The 16,363-nt window shown below is 72.8% G+C and carries 14 protein-coding genes; 12 read left to right on the top strand and 2 right to left on the bottom strand.

Going from position 1 to position 16,363, the window contains the following annotated elements; genetic code table 11:
* Nucleotides 1–7: 7 nt before the first annotated feature.
* The 7 genes from hisS to rpsD all read left to right on the top strand — a co-directional run bounded on the left by hisS (nucleotide 8) and on the right by rpsD (nucleotide 7,678).
* Nucleotides 8–1,270, top strand: a complete 1,263-nt coding sequence (gene hisS / locus VM95_RS25210; protein WP_045700536.1) for a histidine--tRNA ligase — start codon at nucleotides 8–10, stop codon at nucleotides 1,268–1,270.
* Nucleotides 1,267–3,057 (top strand): aspartate--tRNA ligase, encoded by a 1,791-nt coding sequence (aspS, locus tag VM95_RS25205; protein WP_045700534.1) that lies wholly within the window; start codon nucleotides 1,267–1,269, stop codon nucleotides 3,055–3,057. The genes hisS and aspS overlap by 4 nt, the downstream gene beginning before the upstream one ends.
* A gap of 95 nt (nucleotides 3,058–3,152) precedes the next feature.
* Nucleotides 3,153–3,671: a GNAT family N-acetyltransferase gene (locus VM95_RS25200; protein ID WP_045700532.1), complete on the top strand. Its 519-nt coding sequence runs from the start codon at nucleotides 3,153–3,155 to the stop codon at nucleotides 3,669–3,671.
* Nucleotides 3,672–3,849: 178 nt separating this feature from the next.
* On the top strand, nucleotides 3,850–4,656 hold the full coding sequence (ppk2, locus tag VM95_RS25195) for a polyphosphate kinase 2 (RefSeq protein ID WP_045700530.1): 807 nt from the start codon (nucleotides 3,850–3,852) through the stop codon (nucleotides 4,654–4,656).
* 73 nt (nucleotides 4,657–4,729) lie between these two features.
* The gene (locus VM95_RS25190) at nucleotides 4,730–5,350 is read left to right on the top strand and encodes a hypothetical protein (protein WP_045700528.1); all 621 of its coding nucleotides are present in this window, start codon (nucleotides 4,730–4,732) and stop codon (nucleotides 5,348–5,350) included.
* 28 nt (nucleotides 5,351–5,378) lie between these two features.
* Entirely contained in the window at nucleotides 5,379–6,752 is a 1,374-nt protein-coding gene (locus VM95_RS25185; RefSeq protein WP_045700526.1) for a replication-associated recombination protein A, read from the top strand.
* Between the two features lie 311 nt (nucleotides 6,753–7,063).
* The gene (rpsD, locus tag VM95_RS25180; RefSeq protein ID WP_045700524.1) at nucleotides 7,064–7,678 is read left to right on the top strand and encodes a 30S ribosomal protein S4; all 615 of its coding nucleotides are present in this window, start codon (nucleotides 7,064–7,066) and stop codon (nucleotides 7,676–7,678) included.
* Between the two features lie 119 nt (nucleotides 7,679–7,797).
* Here rpsD and VM95_RS25175 read toward each other — a convergent pair whose 3' ends face one another.
* Together VM95_RS25175 and VM95_RS25170 are read right to left on the bottom strand one after the other, a co-directional pair.
* Nucleotides 7,798–8,115, bottom strand: coding sequence for a tetratricopeptide repeat protein (locus VM95_RS25175; RefSeq protein ID WP_045700521.1), 318 nt, complete (start codon nucleotides 8,113–8,115; stop codon nucleotides 7,798–7,800).
* Between the two features lie 102 nt (nucleotides 8,116–8,217).
* Entirely contained in the window at nucleotides 8,218–10,437 is a 2,220-nt protein-coding gene (locus tag VM95_RS25170) for an ATP-binding protein (protein WP_045700519.1), read from the bottom strand.
* Nucleotides 10,438–10,664: 227 nt separating this feature from the next.
* On the opposite strand from VM95_RS25170, the gene VM95_RS25165 reads away from it, so the two are divergent.
* The 5 genes from VM95_RS25165 to mltG all read left to right on the top strand — a co-directional run bounded on the left by VM95_RS25165 (nucleotide 10,665) and on the right by mltG (nucleotide 16,197).
* Nucleotides 10,665–11,147 carry a DUF948 domain-containing protein gene (locus tag VM95_RS25165; protein ID WP_045700517.1) on the top strand — a complete coding sequence of 161 codons (483 nt, stop codon included), beginning with the start codon at nucleotides 10,665–10,667 and terminating at the stop codon, nucleotides 11,145–11,147.
* A 4-nt stretch (nucleotides 11,148–11,151) separates the two neighbouring features.
* A complete protein-coding gene (locus tag VM95_RS39075) occupies nucleotides 11,152–11,616 on the top strand; it encodes a DUF6167 family protein (RefSeq protein WP_052707559.1) in 465 nt (154 codons plus the stop codon).
* Nucleotides 11,616–14,285, top strand: a complete 2,670-nt coding sequence (gene alaS, locus VM95_RS25155) for an alanine--tRNA ligase (RefSeq protein ID WP_045700515.1) — start codon at nucleotides 11,616–11,618, stop codon at nucleotides 14,283–14,285. Before VM95_RS39075 ends, alaS begins: the two co-directional genes overlap by 1 nt.
* A complete protein-coding gene (gene ruvX / locus VM95_RS25150) occupies nucleotides 14,285–14,767 on the top strand; it encodes a Holliday junction resolvase RuvX (RefSeq protein WP_045700512.1) in 483 nt (160 codons plus the stop codon). The genes alaS and ruvX overlap by 1 nt, the downstream gene beginning before the upstream one ends.
* A gap of 176 nt (nucleotides 14,768–14,943) precedes the next feature.
* A complete protein-coding gene (mltG, locus tag VM95_RS25145) occupies nucleotides 14,944–16,197 on the top strand; it encodes an endolytic transglycosylase MltG (protein WP_078860496.1) in 1,254 nt (417 codons plus the stop codon).
* The last annotated feature ends 166 nt before the right edge of the window (nucleotides 16,198–16,363 follow it).

Here is a 16,363-nt window from a genome sequence, read left to right as displayed (position 1 = left end):
AGAGAAGTTGAGCACCTTCACCGCCCCCAAGGGCACCTACGACCTGCTGCCCCCCAGCTCCGCGACCTTCCTGGCGATCCGCGAGCGCATCGCCGCCCCCGCCCGGCGGGCCGGCTACGGCTACATCGAGACCCCGGTCTTCGAGGACGTGAAGCTGTTCTCCCGCGGCGTCGGCGAGTCCACCGACATCGTCACCAAGGAGATGTACAACCTCACCACCAAGGGCGGCGACGAGCTCGCGCTGCGCCCCGAGGGCACCGCCTCGGTGCTGCGCGCCGCCCTCCAGGCCAACTTGCACAAGCAGGGCAACCTGCCGGTCAAGCTCTGGTACTCCGGCTCGTACTACCGCTACGAGCGCGCCCAGAAGGGCCGCTACCGCCAGTTCTCCCAGGTCGGCGCCGAGGCGATCGGCGCCGAGGACCCGGCGCTGGACGCCGAGCTGATCATCCTGGCCGACGACGCCTTCCGCTCGCTGGGGCTGAGCGACTACTCGCTGCTGCTCAACAGCCTCGGCGACAAGCAGTGCCGCCCGGTCTACCGCGCCGCCCTGATCGAGTTCCTCACCGGCCTCGACCTGGACGAGGAGACCCGCCGCCGCGCCGAGATCAACCCGCTGCGCGTCCTCGACGACAAGCGCAAGGACGTCCAGGACCAGCTGGTCGGCGCCCCGATGCTGCGCGACTTCCTGTGCGAGGACTGCAAGGCCTACGACGAGAAGGTGCGCGAGCTGCTCACCGCCAACGGCGTGGCCTTCGTCGACGACCCGAAGCTGGTCCGCGGCCTGGACTACTACACCCGCACCACCTTCGAGTTCGTGCACAACGGCCTCGGCGCCCAGTCCGCGATCGGCGGCGGCGGCCGCTACGACGGCCTGTCCGAGATGATCGGCGGCCCCGCGCTGCCGTCCGTCGGCTGGGCCCTCGGCGTCGACCGCACGTTCCTCGCGCTGGAGGCCGAGGGCGTCGCCCTCGACCTGCCGGCCGCCACCGCCGTCTACGCCGTCGCGCTCGGCGAGGAGGCCAAGAACACCCTGTTCGCCAAGGTGGTCGAGCTGCGCCGGGCCGGCGTCGCCACCGACCTCGCCTTCGGCGTCAAGAGCATCAAGAACGCCATGAAGTCCGCCGACCGGTCCGGCGCCCGCTTCGCCCTGATCGCCGGGGACCGGGACCTCGCCGAGGGCGTCGTCCAGCTCAAGGACATGAACACCGGCGAGCAGACCCCCGTCGCCCTCGACGCACTCGTCACCACCCTGAAGGAGAAGCAGCTGTGATCCGCACGCACGACGCGGGCACGCTCCGCCCGGAGCACGCAGACACCACCGTCACCCTGGCCGGCTGGGTCGCCCGCCGCCGCGACCACGGCGGCGTCGCCTTCATCGACCTGCGCGACGCCTCCGGCACCGTGCAGATCGTGGTCCGCGACCTCGACTCCGTCCACGGCCTGCGCGCCGAGTACTGCGTCAAGGTCGTCGGCGACGTCCGCGTCCGCCCCGAGGGCAACGAGAACCCGGACATCCCGACCGGTGCCGTCGAGGTCGTCGTCAGCGAGATCGAGGTGCTCTCCGAGGCCGCCCCGCTGCCCTTCCCGGTCGCCGAGTACGAGCCGGGCACGGTCAACGAGGAGGTCCGGCTGCGCTACCGCTACCTGGACCTGCGCCGCGAGGGCCCGGCCAAGGGCCTGCGGCTGCGCTCCAAGGTCAACAACATCATCCGCCGGGTGATGGAGGAGAACGACTTCCTCGACATCGAGACGCCGTACCTCACCCGCTCCACCCCCGAGGGCGCCCGCGACTTCCTGGTGCCCGTCCGCCTGCAGCCGGGCCACTGGTACGCCCTGCCGCAGTCGCCCCAGCTGTTCAAGCAGCTGCTGATGGTGGCCGGCATGGAGCGCTACTACCAGATCGCCCGCTGCTTCCGCGACGAGGACTTCCGCGCCGACCGGCAGCCGGAGTTCACCCAGCTGGACATCGAGGCCTCGTTCGTCGACCAGGAGGACATCCTGGCCCTCGGCGAGAAGATCGTCGGCGCCATCTGGCGCGAGGTCCACGGCTACGAGATCCCGAACCCGCTGCCGCGGATGACCTACGCGGACGCCATGGGCCGCTACGGCTCCGACAAGCCGGACGTCCGCTTCGGCCAGGAACTCACCGACCTCACCGAGTACTTCAAGGGCACCGAGTTCCGCGTCTTCCAGGCCCCGTACGTCGGTGCCGTGGTCATGCCCGGCGGCGCCTCGCAGCCGCGCAAGCAGCTCGACGCCTGGCAGGACTGGGCCAAGGCGCGCGGCGCCAAGGGCCTCGCCTACGTGCTCATCGACGCCGAGACCGGCGAGCTGCGCGGCCCGGTCGCCAAGAACCTCTCCGAGGAGCACCTGGCCGGCCTCGCCGCCGCCGCGGGCGCCAAGAACGGCGACGCCGTCTTCTTCGCCGCCGGCAAGGAGCGCGCCTCGCAGGAGCTGCTGGGCGCCGCCCGTCTGGAGATCGGCAAGCGCTGCGGGCTGATCGACGAGTCCCAGTGGGCCTTCCTCTGGGTCGTCGACTTCCCGATGTTCGAGCCGATCGAGGACGACAAGGGCCAGTTCCAGGGCTGGCACGCGGTGCACCACCCGTTCACCGCCCCGACCCCGGAGTCGCTGGACACCTTCGACACCGACCCGGGCGCGGCCCTGTCCAACGCCTACGACCTGGTCCTCAACGGCTCGGAGCTGGGCGGCGGTTCGATCCGTATCCACCAGCGGGACGTCCAGAAGCGGGCGTTCGACGCGATCGGCCTCTCCGAGGAGGAGGCGGCCTCGCAGTTCGGCTTCCTGCTGGACGCCTTCAACTACGGCCCGCCGCCGCACGGTGGCGTCGCCTTCGGCCTGGACCGCATCGTCACCCTGCTCGGCGGGTACGACACCATCCGGGACGTCATCGCCTTCCCGAAGACGTCCACCGGCGGCGACCCGCTGACCGGCGCCCCGACCCCGATCACCCCGGCTCAGCGCCGCGAGGCCGGCGTGGACGCCAAGCCCAAGGTGCGCGAGGACGCCAAGTCCGAGGCGCAGCCGGAGAGCTGACGCCGCGTCATCCGCTAACCTGCAACGGCCCCGGACGGTCCACCCACCGTCCGGGGCCGGTCCACAACGGTGTGCGACACAGGGAGGGTTGACCCATGCGGGTCACAACGAGAGTGGAAGACCCGGGGGATGCCCCGGCGACCAGACGGGTCCACATGGCCGCGTTCCCCGGCCCGGACGAGGCGGACCTGGTGGACGCGCTGCGCCGCGATCCCGCCTGGCTGCCCGGTCTGTCGATCGTGGCCGTGGACGGTGCCGGGCTGGTGATCGGGCACGCGCTGCTGACCCGGCTGCGGGTCGGCGACGCCGCGACGACCGGTGACGCGCTGGCGCTCGCGCCGGTCGCGGTCGCGCCCGAGTGGCAGCGCCGGGGTGTCGGCGAACTCGTCGTCCGGGCCGCGCTGACGGCGGCCGAGGAGGCGGGGGAGAAGCTGGTGGTCGTCCTCGGCGACCCGGAGTACTACGGGCGGTTCGGCTTCACGCCGGCCGGGCGGCACGAGGTCAGCGGCCCGTTCGAGGTGCCGGAGGCGTACTTCCAGGCGCTGCCGCTGGCGGCGTACGACGGCGGGCCGCGCGGCCTGTGCCGCTACCCGGAGCCGTTCGTCGGCGTGTAGTCCCCGCCCGCCGAAGCGCGTGCGCGACCGGGCCCCGCTCCCCCCCCGGAGGCCCCGCCCCGGCCTCCGGACCTCCGGCCCACCGACCTCTCCCACCGACCTCTCCCACCGACCTGCGAAGTCGGCCGCCGGCGCCTACGGTGAGGGATCATCAGGACAGGCGGACGGAGGACCCGGGGTGGCCGAGGAGCAGCGGCAGCGGTTGGCGAAGAAGCCGTACGAGCGGGAGCTGCTGCGGCTGCAGCACGAGCTGGTGAAGCTCCAGGAGTGGGTGCGGGTCACCGGCGCCCGGCTGGTGGTGGTGTTCGAGGGCCGGGACGCGGCGGGCAAGGGCGGCGCGATCAAGCGGGTCACCGAGTACCTGAACCCCCGGATCGCCCGGGTCGCGGCGCTGCCGACGCCGACCGAGCGGCAGAAGTCCCAGTGGTACTTCCAGCGGTACGTCGAGCAGCTGCCGGCGGCCGGCGAGATCGTGCTGTTCGACCGCAGCTGGTACAACCGGGCGGGCGTCGAGCGGGTCATGGGCTTCTGCACCGACGAGGAGTACTGGCAGTTCCTGCACCAGTGCCCGACCTTCGAGCGGATGCTCGTCGAGGCCGGCATCCTGCTGCGCAAGTACTGGTTCTCGGTGAGCGACACCGAGCAGCAGCGGCGCTTCCGGGAGCGGCTGGAGGACCCGATGAAGCGCTGGAAGCTCTCCCCGATGGACGTCGAGTCGATCAACCACTGGGAGGACTACTCCCGGGCCAAGGACGAGATGTTCGTCTACACCGACGTCCCGGACTCGCCCTGGCACGTGGTGGAGAGCGACGACAAGCGCCGGGCCCGGATCAACATGATCGCCCACCTGCTCTCCTCGGTGCCGTACCACGAGATCACCCCGCCGAGGATCGAGCTGCCGCCGCGCCCGGCCCCGCGCGGCTACCAGCGGCCGCCCCGGGACCTCCAGAAGTACGTTCCGGACCACGCTGCCAAACTGGAGTAGACGGGGCCTTCCGGGCGCTGCTTCTCGACGAACGGCCCCGCGTGGCGCCCGGGCGTCCACAGGAGGCGCGCTCATGTTCGTTCGTACCGTCTACGCCACCGGGAATCCGGACCGGATCGAGCAGACCCTGGACGGGCTCCGCACCGAGGCGCTCGCGCTGCTGACCGGCCAGCCCGGCTACCGCGGCTACGGGCTGTTCGCCGACCGGACCCTCGGCAAGATCGCGATGGGTTCGTGGTGGGAGTCCGCGGAGGCCGAGCGCGCCAGCGACGCGGCGCTGGGGGAGCGCCGCCGGGAGCTGCTGGCGCCGCTGGCCGGCACCGTGACCACCGATGTCTGGGAGGCCGTGGCGACGGCTCCGCCCGGGTCGGCCGGACCGGGGGCCGGGTTCCGGCTGACGCGGTTCGACGTCGACCCGGCCAGGGTCGACGCGATGGTCGAGGCCTTCCGGGACCGCGCGCTGCCGGGGCTGGAGAAGATGGCCGGGTTCGTGACCGCCGCCATGCTGGTCGACCGCGGCAGCGGGCGCGGTTCGGTGGGCGGGATCTTCGCGGACCAGGAGACCTTCGTGGCCTCGCGCGGGCCGGTCGCCGACACCCGGGCCCGGGCGATCGCCGAGAGCGGCGCGACCCTGCGGTCGCTGGAGGAGTTCGACGTGGTGCTGCTGGACCGCCCCGAGCATCCCGCGCCGTAGTGTCGGGGGCCTCGCATAGGCTTCCGGTGTGGACGAACCGGACCTCTTCACCGCCGCCGCCGAGGAACGCCAGAGCCGGGAGCCCGGCCGGGCGCCGCTGGCCGTGCGGATGCGCCCGCGCACCCTGGACGAGGTCGCCGGGCAGCGGCAGCTGCTGAAGCCCGGCTCGCCGCTGCGCCGGCTGGTCGCGAGCTCGCGCGGGCCGGCGGCCACCAGCTCGGTCATCCTCTGGGGGCCGCCCGGCACCGGCAAGACCACGCTCGCGCACGTGATCAGCCAGGCCGTGGAGGGCCGCTTCGTCGAGCTGTCCGCGATCACCGCCGGGGTCAAGGAGGTCCGGGCGGTGATCGACGGCGCCCGGCGGGCGATCGGCATGTCCGGCCGGGAGACGGTGCTGTTCCTGGACGAGATCCACCGCTTCTCCAAGGCCCAGCAGGACTCGCTGCTGCCGGCCGTCGAGAACCGCTGGGTCACGCTGATCGCGGCGACCACCGAGAACCCGTACTTCTCGGTGATCTCGCCGCTGCTCTCCCGCTCGCTGCTGCTGACCCTGGAGTCGCTGACCGACGAGGACATCCGGGCGCTGCTGCGCCGCGCGGTGGCCGACGAGCGCGGCCTGGAGGGCGCGCTGGAGCTGACCGCGGAGGCCGAGGACCACCTGGTCCGGCTGGCCGGCGGGGACGCCCGGCGGGCGCTCACCACGCTGGAGGCGGCGGCCGGGGCGGCGCTGGAGAAGGGTGAGGCGAGCATCACGCTGGCCACCACCGAGACGGCCGTGAACCAGGCGGCGGTGCGCTACGACAAGGACGGCGACCAGCACTACGACGTGGCCAGCGCGCTGATCAAGTCGATCCGCGGCAGCGACGTCGACGCGACGCTGCACTACCTGGCCCGGATGATCGAGGCGGGGGAGGACCCGCGGTTCATCGCCCGCCGGCTGATGATCTCGGCCAGCGAGGACGTCGGCCTGGCGGACCCGAGCGCGCTGCAGACGGCGGTGGCGGCGGCCCAGGCGGTGGCCCTGATCGGCTTCCCGGAGGCGCGGATCATCCTGTCCCAGGCGGCGATCGCGCTCGCCCTGGCGCCCAAGTCCAACTCGGCCTACCTGGCGATCGACGCGGCGCTGGCGGACGTCCGGCAGGGGCTGGCGGGCGCCGTGCCGCCGCACCTGCGGGACGCGCACTACGGCGGCGCGGGCAAGCTCGGCCACGGGCACGGCTACCAGTACCCGCACGACCTGCCCGAGGGCATCGCGACGCAGCAGTACGCGCCGGACGCGGTGCACGGCAAGGAGTACTACCGGCCGAACCGGCGCGGCGGCGAGGTGCGGTACGCGGACACCGTGGAGTGGACGCGCGGGCGGCTGCGCGGGGAGCGCAGGGCGGAGAAGAAGGCCGACTAGCAGCCGGTATACTCGATCGGAGTGCCACGTCCCGGGACGGCGGCGGGGGAGACCCCACCGACCGGCCGCACCAGCGGGGCAATGGCCGTAGACCTCCTCCGGGAGGTCCGCACCAGGAGCGTCGCGCACCGTTTCGGTGTCGCGGACGGCCCGGTTTTCCGGGTCCGCCCGTGTGACCAGCACTTTTCGTGCCCGGCTCCGGAGAGCGGCTGATCCCGTCGCGCAGACGGCGGGGTTTTCTCCGGGTCGCGAGATGCGACCTCCGTCAACACCTGGTGAAGCCGTATTCGTAACTGAGGAAGGTTTGGTTCATGGCGAACCAGAAGCGCCCCAAGGTCAAGATCGCGCGTGCGCTCGGCGTGCCGCTGACCCCGAAGTCCGTCAAGTACTTCGAGGCCCGCCCGTACCCGCCCGGCCAGCACGGCCGTGGTCGCAAGCAGAACTCGGACTACAAGGTCCGTCTGACCGAGAAGCAGCGTCTTCGCGCCCAGTACGACCTGAGCGAGAAGCAGCTGGCCCGCGCGTTCGACCGCGCGAAGAAGGCCGAGGGCAAGACCGGTGAGGCGCTCGTCGCCGAGCTGGAGACCCGCCTCGACGCCCTGGTGCTGCGTTCGGGCATTGCCCGCACCATCTACCAGGCCCGTCAGATGGTCGTCCACGGCCACATCGAGGTCAACGGTGGCAAGGTCAACAAGCCGTCGTTCCAGATGAAGCCGGGCTTCGTGGTGACCGTCCGCGAGCGCAGCAAGGAGAAGGTCCCGTTCCAGGTCGCCCGTGAGGGTGGCTACGCGGGTGAGGGCCAGACCCCGAAGTACCTCGAGGTCAACCTGAAGGCCCTGGCCTTCCGCCTGGACCGTGCGCCGCAGCGCAAGGAGATCCCGGTGATCTGCGACGAGCAGCTGGTCGTCGAGTACTACTCGCGCTGACCCGCGAGCGGTTCCGCACTGCGCGGGACCGGGAGCGAGCCCCCGCCACCTTCCGAGGTGGCGGGGGCTCGCCCCTTTTCCGCTCCGTTTTCCGTTCCGCTTTCCGCACTGCTTTCCGCTCAGACGTCCTCGCCGGTCATCGCGGCGGCCAGCCGCAGGTGCGGGCGGGCCTCCTCGGCGCGGCCCTGGCGCTCCAGGGTGCGGCCGAGCATCAGCCGGGCGTAGTCCTCGGCCGGGTCGGCCTCCAGGATCCGGTGCAACTCGGCCTCGGCGCGGCCGAGTTGGGCGGAGTGGTAGTAGCTGCGGGCGAGCATCAGCCGGACCGAGAGGTTGGCCGGCTCCTCCGCCAGGACGCCTTCGAACAGGCGGGCGGCGTCGGCGTACGCCTTGGAGTCGAAGTAGAACGCCGCGCGGCGGTACTCGTCGTGGACGGCCATGGTGCTCCTTCCGGGTGGTTGCTTGCCTCCTCAAGCAATCGGCAAGCTTCGGCTATTCCGGGCCGCCCCCTCAGCTGTTCGGGACCTCAGCTGTTCGGGACCTCAGCTGTTCGGGACGGGCGCGGGCGCCGGTGCGGGCGGCACCGAGCAGGGGCCGGGGCCGGGCTCCGGGCCCTCCGGCGAGCCGCCGCCGTCCAGTGCCCGGGAGACCGCGGCGTCCAGGTCCAGCCGGGCGCCGGCCCGGTAGCAGTCGTCGAAGGCCTGCTGGGTGAGCCCGGCCCGGGCCCGCTCGGCGCACTCCTGGTGGGTGCCGAAGAACGAGCGCGAGCCCAGGAAGGGCGTGCCGACCGTGCGCCAGATCCGGTGCGCGGCGCCCTGCAGCACCCGGGCCTCGCACAGGTCGGCGGGCTCGCCCGGCCCGGCCGGCTCGGTCTCCAGCAGCGCCAGCAGGTCGATCCCCAGCACGATGCCGAGCAGGTCGCGGAACTGGTGGTTCAGCCGTACGCACTCCCGGGCCAGGGCGCGGGCGGGCTGGATCGCGCCGTCCAGGAAGTGCGAGTACGCCGACGCGTACAGCACGTACGCGTACGCCCACTGCTCGCCGTGCTCCTCGCAGACCTCGCGGGCCTGGCCGAACCAGAGCTCGCCGCTGTCGAGGTCGCCCTGGAACAGGTAGGCGAGGCCCAGCTCGATCATGGCCATCACGACGTTGCTGTTGAGCTCGCCGATCGTCCGGTAGTGCCAGAGCGCCTCCTCGAAGAGCTCGGCGGCGCGCTCCGGCTCGTCGCCGATCAGCGCCGCGCAGCCCTGGCGGTGGACGGCGTAGGCGAGCGCCCGGTCGTCGCCGGTGTCCAGCGCCTGGCGGCGGCACTCCTCCAGGGCCGGGCGGGCGGCCGTGAGGTCGCCCTGGAGGGTGGCCATGTAGCCGGTCACCCACAGCGCCTTGGCACGGGCCTCGGTGGGTTCGCGGTCCAGCGCCAGCGCGCGGTCCAGCCAGTGCCGGCCCTCGCCGAGGTGGCCGCAGCCGACCCAGAAGAACCAGAGGGTGCCGGCCAGCAGCAGGGCGATCTGCTCCTCGCCGGGCTCGGACAGGCAGAACTCCAGCGCGGCGCGCAGGTTGGTGTGGGCGAGCTGGGTGCGTTCGGCGGTCTCCGCCTGGCGCGGGCCGAACCACTCGACCTCGCCCCAGGTGGCGACGCCCAGGTACCAGTCCCGGTGGCGGCGCAGCAGCCGCTGCTCCTCGCCGGCCGCGCGCAGCCAGTGGCCGCCGTACTCGCGCAGGGTGTCCAGCAGCCGGAAGCGGACGCCGAAGGGGCTGTCCTCGCGCAGCAGGACGGACTTGGCGACGAGTTCGTCCAGCAGGTCGAGCACGTCCTCGGGTTCGATGCCCTCGCCGGCGCAGACGTACTCGGCGGCCTCCAGGTCGAAACTCCCGGCGAAGACCGACAGGCGGGCCCAGAGTAAACGTTCCTGCACCGTGCAGAGCTCGTGACTCCAGCCGATCGTGGTGCGCAGCGTCTGGTGCCGGGGCAGTGCTGTCCGGGAGCCGCCGGTGAGCAGCCGGAACCGGTCGTCCAGCCGCGCGGTGATCTGCTCCACCGACAGCGCGCGCAGCCGCCCGGCCGCCAGCTCCACGGCCAGCGGGATGCCGTCCAGCCGGCGGCAGAGCAGGCCGACCGCCTCCGCGTTGGCCTCGGTGACCTCGAAGGACGGCAGCACCGCCCGGGCCCGGTCGGCGAACAGCCGCACCGCGTCCGGCAGCACGCCCGGGCCCGGGCGCTGCCCCGGCAGGGCGCCGACCGGCAGCGGTGCCAGGGTCAGCAGGTGCTCGCCCGAGGCCCGCAGCACCGAGCGGCTGGTGGTCAGCACCCGCAGGCCGGGCAGGGCCCGCAGCAGGGTGTCCGCCAGCTCGGCGCAGGCCTCCACCAGGTGCTCGCAGCCGTCCAGCACCAGCAGCAGGCGGCGGCCGGCCAGTCGCTCGGCCAGCACGTCCACCGGCGGGCGGGCGGTGCAGTCGGTCAGCCGCAGCGCCTCCAGGACGGCGTGGCCGAGCAGCAGCGGGTCCTGCACCGGGGCCACCTCGACCAGCCAGGTGCCGTCCGGGAAGGCGCCGGCCGCCCGGGCCGCCGCGCGCAGCGCCAGCCGGCTCTTGCCCACCCCGCCCGGGCCGGTCACCGTCACCAGCCGGGCGGCGGCCAACAGGGCCGCCAGCTCGGTCAGTTCGCGCTGCCGCCCGACGAAGCCGGTCACCTCGGCCGGCAGCCGGCCGGGCTCCGGCTCGCGCGGCTGCGCCGCGGGCTGTGCTGTCCAGTCGCCGGCCACGCCCTGCTCCCCGTCGTTCCTCGGCCCGGACCGCTGCGGTCCGGACGTGCGTCCGGGCCGTCCGTGCTGTCGGCCCGCCTGGCAGAACGAGGTGACCGGCCGGTAGGTTACGCGCGGGGATCGCACACCCGACCGGATCGGCGGGGGCGAACGGCCCGGTCCGGATTCCGGGCGCGGGCGCGATAGGGTTCCTTCTGAATACGTGCAAGGCGAGGGAGCGCGCAAAGGTGTCCGTGGGAGAGCTGGCCGGATTGCTCGTCGCCGTGTTCTGGGCGGTCCTGGTCACCCTGCTCGCCGTCGTGCTGGTCCGCCTCTCCCGGGTGCTGAAGGAGGCCGCCGTCCTGGTCTCCGCCGTCACCGAGCAGGCCGTCCCGCTGCTGTCCGAGGCGGGCGCCGCGGTGCGCAGCGCCAACCAGCAGCTGGAACGGGTGGACGAGATCACCGCCAACGTGCAGGACGCCGCCGCCAACGCCAACGCGCTGTCCTCCACCGTGGCCGCCACCCTCGGCGGGCCGCTGGTGAAGGTCGCGGCGTTCAGCTACGGCGTCCGCAAGGCGGTCGCCAAGCAGCAGGGCGGCGGGCTGCCGAACGTGCCGCTGCAGAGCGGCGAGCGCGAGGAGCTGGCCCGGCTGATCCGGGCCGAGGTGCGCGCCGCCACGGCGCCCCGCGGCGGCCTGCTCTCCCGGGTCCGGCGAGCGGTGAGGGGCTGACGGCATGGCACGCATCTTCTGGATGGCGGTCGGCGCCGGCGCCACCGTCTGGGTCATGAAGAAGGCCAACGAGGCGGCCCAGCGGCTCACCCCCGAAAGCCTCTCCGGCACCGCCGCGCGCGGTGCGCTGCACCTGGGCGACGCGGCCAAGCAGTTCGCGCTGGACGTGCGGGCCGGCATGGCCGAGCGCGAGGAGCAGCTGAAGGACGACCTGGGCCTGCGCGGCACCGCCGTGGTGGAGCCCCGGCGCACCCGCCGGGCCCGCCCGTCGCCCGCCGCCACCCTTCTTGGGAAGCGCTCCGCGCTGCCCCTCTCGGGCGAGCCGCAGTACCGAGCTATCTCGGCGGCGCCCGGTCGCCCGGCCGCCGCCCTGCCCCCGTCCGACAGCATCCGCACCACCCCCCAGACCATCGATGAAACGCCCCGCCGAGCCCTGCCGCGGGGCGGCACCAACCGGAAGGACCACTAATGGAGTCGGCTGAGATCCGCCGCCGCTGGCTGCGCTTCTTCGAGGAGCGCGGCCACACCGTCGTTCCGTCGGCGTCCCTGGTCGCCGACGACCCCACCCTGCTGCTCGTCAACGCCGGCATGGTGCCGTTCAAGCCCTACTTCCTGGGCGAGGTCAAGCCGCAGTTCTCGCGCGCCACCAGCGTCCAGAAGTGCGTGCGCACGCTGGACATCGAGGAGGTCGGGAAGACCACCCGGCACGGCTCCTTCTTCCAGATGTGCGGCAACTTCTCCTTCGGCGACTACTTCAAGGAAGGGGCCATCAAGTTCGCGTGGGAGCTGCTCACCACTCCCGTCGCGGACGGCGGCTACGGCCTGGAGAAGGAGAAGCTCTGGATCACCGTCTACAAGGACGACGACGAGGCCGAGCAGATCTGGCGTGACGTCATCGGCGTGCCCTCGGAGCGCATCCAGCGCCTGGGCATGAAGGACAACTTCTGGTCGATGGGCGTCCCCGGCCCGTGCGGCCCGTGCTCGGAGATCAACTACGACCGCGGCCCCGCGTACGGCGAGGAGGGCGGCCCGGCGGTCAACGGCGAGCGCTACCTGGAGATCTGGAACCTGGTCTTCATGCAGTACGAGCGCGGCCACGGCGACGGCAAGGACGGCTTCGAGATCCTCGGCGACCTGCCGAGCAAGAACATCGACACCGGTCTCGGCCTGGAGCGCCTCGCCGCGATCCTGCAGGGCGTCGACAACCTCTTCGAGATCGACACCAGCCGGATGATCCTCGACCGCGCCGCCGAGCTCACCGGCCACGCCTACGGCGCCGACCACAAGTCGGACGTGTCGCTGCGCGTGGTCACCGACCACATCCGCACCGCGCTGATGCTGGTCGGCGACGGTGTCACCCCCGGCAACGAGGGCCGCGGCTACGTGCTGCGCCGCATCCTGCGCCGCGCCATCCGCAACATGCGCCTGCTGGGCGCCACCGAGCCGGTGGCCAAGGAGCTCATCGACATCGCCATCAAGGCGATGGCTCCGCAGTACCCGGAGCTGGAGAGCGACCGCAAGCGCATCGAGACGGTCGTCGTCGGCGAGGAGGCGGCCTTCCTGCAGACGCTGAAGGCCGGCACCAACCTGCTGGACGCGGCGGTCACCGAGACCAAGCAGTCCGGCGGCGTCGTCCTCTCCGGCGACCAGGCGTTCAAGCTGCACGACACCTACGGCTTCCCGATCGACCTCACCCTGGAGATGGCCGAGGAGCAGGGCCTGCAGGTGGACGAGGCCGGCTTCCGCCGCCTGATGCAGGAGCAGCGGGACCGCGCCAAGGCGGACGCCAAGGCGAAGAAGATGGGCCACGCCGACGTCGCCGCGTACCGCGAGGTCGCCGACAAGTCCGGCGCCAGCGTCTTCACCGGCTACACCCTGACCGAGGGCGAGGCCACCGTGGTCGGCCTGCTGGTGGACGGCGTTCCGGCGCCGGCCGCCTCGGAGGGCGACGAGGTCGAGATCATCCTCGACCGCACCCCGTTCTACGCCGAGGGCGGCGGCCAGCTCGCCGACCAGGGCCGGATCCGGCTGGAGTCCGGCGCGGTGGTGGAGATCCGCGACGTGCAGCAGCCCGTCCCGGGCGTGGTCGTGCACTCCGGCGGCGTGCTGTTCGGCGAGGTCGTGCTCGGCGCCTCGGCGTACGCCACGATCGACACCGACCGCCGCCGGGCGATCGCCCGGGCCCACTCGGCCACCCACCTGACCCACCAGGCGCTGCGCGACGCGCTCGGCCCGACCGCCGCCCAGGCCGGTTCGGAGAACGCCCCCGGCCGCTTCCGCTTCGACTTCGGCTCGCCCGCGGCCGTCCCGGGCAGCGTGCTGGTCGACGTCGAGCAGAAGATCAACGACGTGCTGGGCCGCGAGCTGGAGGTCACCGCCGAGGTCATGACGATGGACCAGGCCCGCAAGGCCGGCGCCATCGCGATGTTCGGCGAGAAGTACGGCGACGAGGTGCGCGTCGTCACCATCGGCGACTTCTCCAAGGAGCTGTGCGGTGGCACGCACGTCGGCAACACCGCCCAGCTGGGCCTGGTGAAGCTGCTCGGCGAGTCCTCGATCGGCTCCGGCGTGCGCCGGGTGGAGGCGCTGGTCGGCGTCGACGCGTACAAGTTCCTGGCCCGTGAGCACACCGTGGTCGCCCAGCTGACCGAGCTGGTCAAGGGCCGTCCGGAGGAGCTGCCGGAGAAGATCTCGGGCATGCTCGCCAAGCTCAAGGACGCCGAGAAGGAGATCGAGCGCTTCCGCGCCGAGAAGGTGCTGGCCGCCGCGGCGGGCCTGGCCGACTCGGCCGAGGACGTCCACGGCATCGCCGTGGTCGCCGCCCAGGTCGCCGACGGCGTGGGCGCGGACGAGCTGCGCAAGCTGGTGCTGGACGTGCGCGGCCGCCTCGGCTCGCGCCCGGCCGTGGTCGCCGCGTTCACCGTGGCGAACGACCGCCCGCTGACCGTGATCGCCACCAACGAGGACGCCCGCGGCCGCGGCATCAAGGCCGGCGAGCTGGTCCGGACCGCCGCCAAGACCCTCGGCGGCGGCGGTGGCGGCAAGGACGACGTCGCCCAGGGCGGCGGCACCAACCCGGCGGCGATCGGCGAGGCCGTCGCCGCGGTGCGCGGCCTGGTCGCGGAGCGCGCCTCCTGATGATCGAGCAGGAGCCGAAGCCCTTTCGTCGCGGCCGGCGGATCGCCGTCGACGTCGGCGACGCCCGGATCGGGGTCGCGTCCTGCGACCCCGACGGGGTGCTCGCCACGCCGGTGGAGACCGTGCCCGCCGGGGTGAAGTCGCAGGCCAGGATCGCCGCGATCGTCGAGGAGTACGACGCGATCGAGGTGATCGTGGGGCTGCCGCGCTCGCTGAGCGGCAAGGAGGGCCCGGCGGCCGAGAAGGTCCGCGCGTACTGCGCGCGGCTGGCCAACCGGCTCTACCCGGTGCCGGTGCGGCTGGTGGACGAGCGGATGACGACCGTCACCGCGACCCACGGGCTGCGCGCTTCGGGGGTCAAGGCGAAGAAGGGCCGCTCGGTGGTCGACCAGGCCGCCGCGGTGGTGATCCTGCAGACCGCCCTTGAGTCCGAACGGGTGAGCGGAAGGCCGCCCGGTGAGAGCGTCGAGGCGGCGGGCTGACCGGCCTGGTCTAACGTCCCGTCGAGGGGTCCGTGCGGACGCGTCCGCACGGACCCCTCTTCGTTCGTGTCCGGTTTCCTCCCGTGTCGTGGTGGCCTTTCGGATCGACCTCCGATCGGCGCTGATCGAGGCGGACGGATCCGGGCCGGTTCGAGACCGCCGAGGGGACGCCCGCCATGACCGACCAGGACTGCCACCCGGGGCTCACGCCCGGCCACCTGGGTGCGCCGGTGTGGGAGCCGGAGGGTCGGCCGCCGTCCGCGCCCCGTCCGCGCTCCGATGCGCCCGATCCGCACCGACGGCGTAACGGGCTGGCCTGCGGGCTCACCGCGCTCGCCCTGGTCGCGGTGATCGGCGGGGTCGGACTGACCGGCTACACCTGGTTCCAGGGGCAGCGCCGGCCGGCGGCCGCCGCCGACTACGCCGGGCAGGGCAGCGGCAGCGTCCAGGTCTCGGTGCCCGAGGGCGCCGGCCTGACCCAGATCGCCTCCGCGCTGGTCCGCAACGGGGTGGTGGCCAGCTCGCTCGCCTTCACGCGGGCGGCGAAGGGCAGCGCGGCGGCCGCCGGGCGCATCCAGCCGGGGACGTACACCCTCAAGCTGAAGATGTCGGCCGCGGCCGCGCTCGCCGTCCTGATCGACCCGGCCAACGCCAACGGCCTGACCATTCCCGAGGGTTGGCGCGGCTACCAGATCTACGCGGCGATCGACAAGAAGCTGAACCTGCCCGAGGGCACCACCCAGCGCACCGCGAAGGAGCAGAGCGCCGAGCTGGGCCTGCCGGAGTTCGCGGCCGGCAGCCCCGAGGGCTACCTGTTCCCGGCGACGTACAGCGTCACCGAGGGCACCACCGCGCTCGACCTGCTCAAGCAGATGGTCGAGCGGGCCGGCAAGGAGTTCAGCCGGGACGACGCCGACATCGTCGCCCAGACCCTCGGGCAGAGCCTGTACGGGCTGGTCACCGTGGCCAGCATGGTCCAGGGCGAGGCCGACAACACCGAGGACATGGGCCGGGTGGCCCGGGTGATCTACAACCGGCTGGCCAAGGGCATGCCGCTGCAGCTGGACTCCACCATCAACTACGCGCTCGGCCGCTCGACGCTGAACACCACCGTCACCGAGACCAAGCTCGACTCCCCGTACAACACCTACCTGCACGCCGGGCTGCCGCCGACCCCGATCTCCAACCCCGGGCGGCAGGCGATCATGGCGGCGCTGGACCCGACGCCGGGGGACTGGCTCTACTTCGTCACCGTGAAGCCGGGGGACACCCGCTTCACCGACAGCTTCGAGGTGCAGCAGCGCAACGTGGCGGAGTTCAACGCCAACCGGGCGGCGGCGCCGGGCGCTTCGTCGTCCGCGTCGGCCGCCGCCTCGGCGTCGGCCCAGCCCTCCGCCCCGGCCCAGGTGCCCGGCACGGGGACGCCGTAGCGGACGGTGGCCGCGGGTGAGGTCGGGCACTGACGGTACGTCCGCCCTGCCGGAGGCCCGGCTGCGGTACGGTAACGTCTCCTCCCAGGCGTTGCGCTAGCACGCCGGTTCGAGAATCAGCCGGGACGGCGTCCCGGACGGCCGGTCCGATCCGTCGGTCGTCACT

Source organism: Streptomyces rubellomurinus (assembly GCF_000961885.1).
GTDB classification, from domain to species: Bacteria; Actinomycetota; Actinomycetes; order Streptomycetales; family Streptomycetaceae; genus Kitasatospora; species Kitasatospora rubellomurina.
This window is presented reverse-complemented; position numbering and strand designations above follow the sequence as displayed.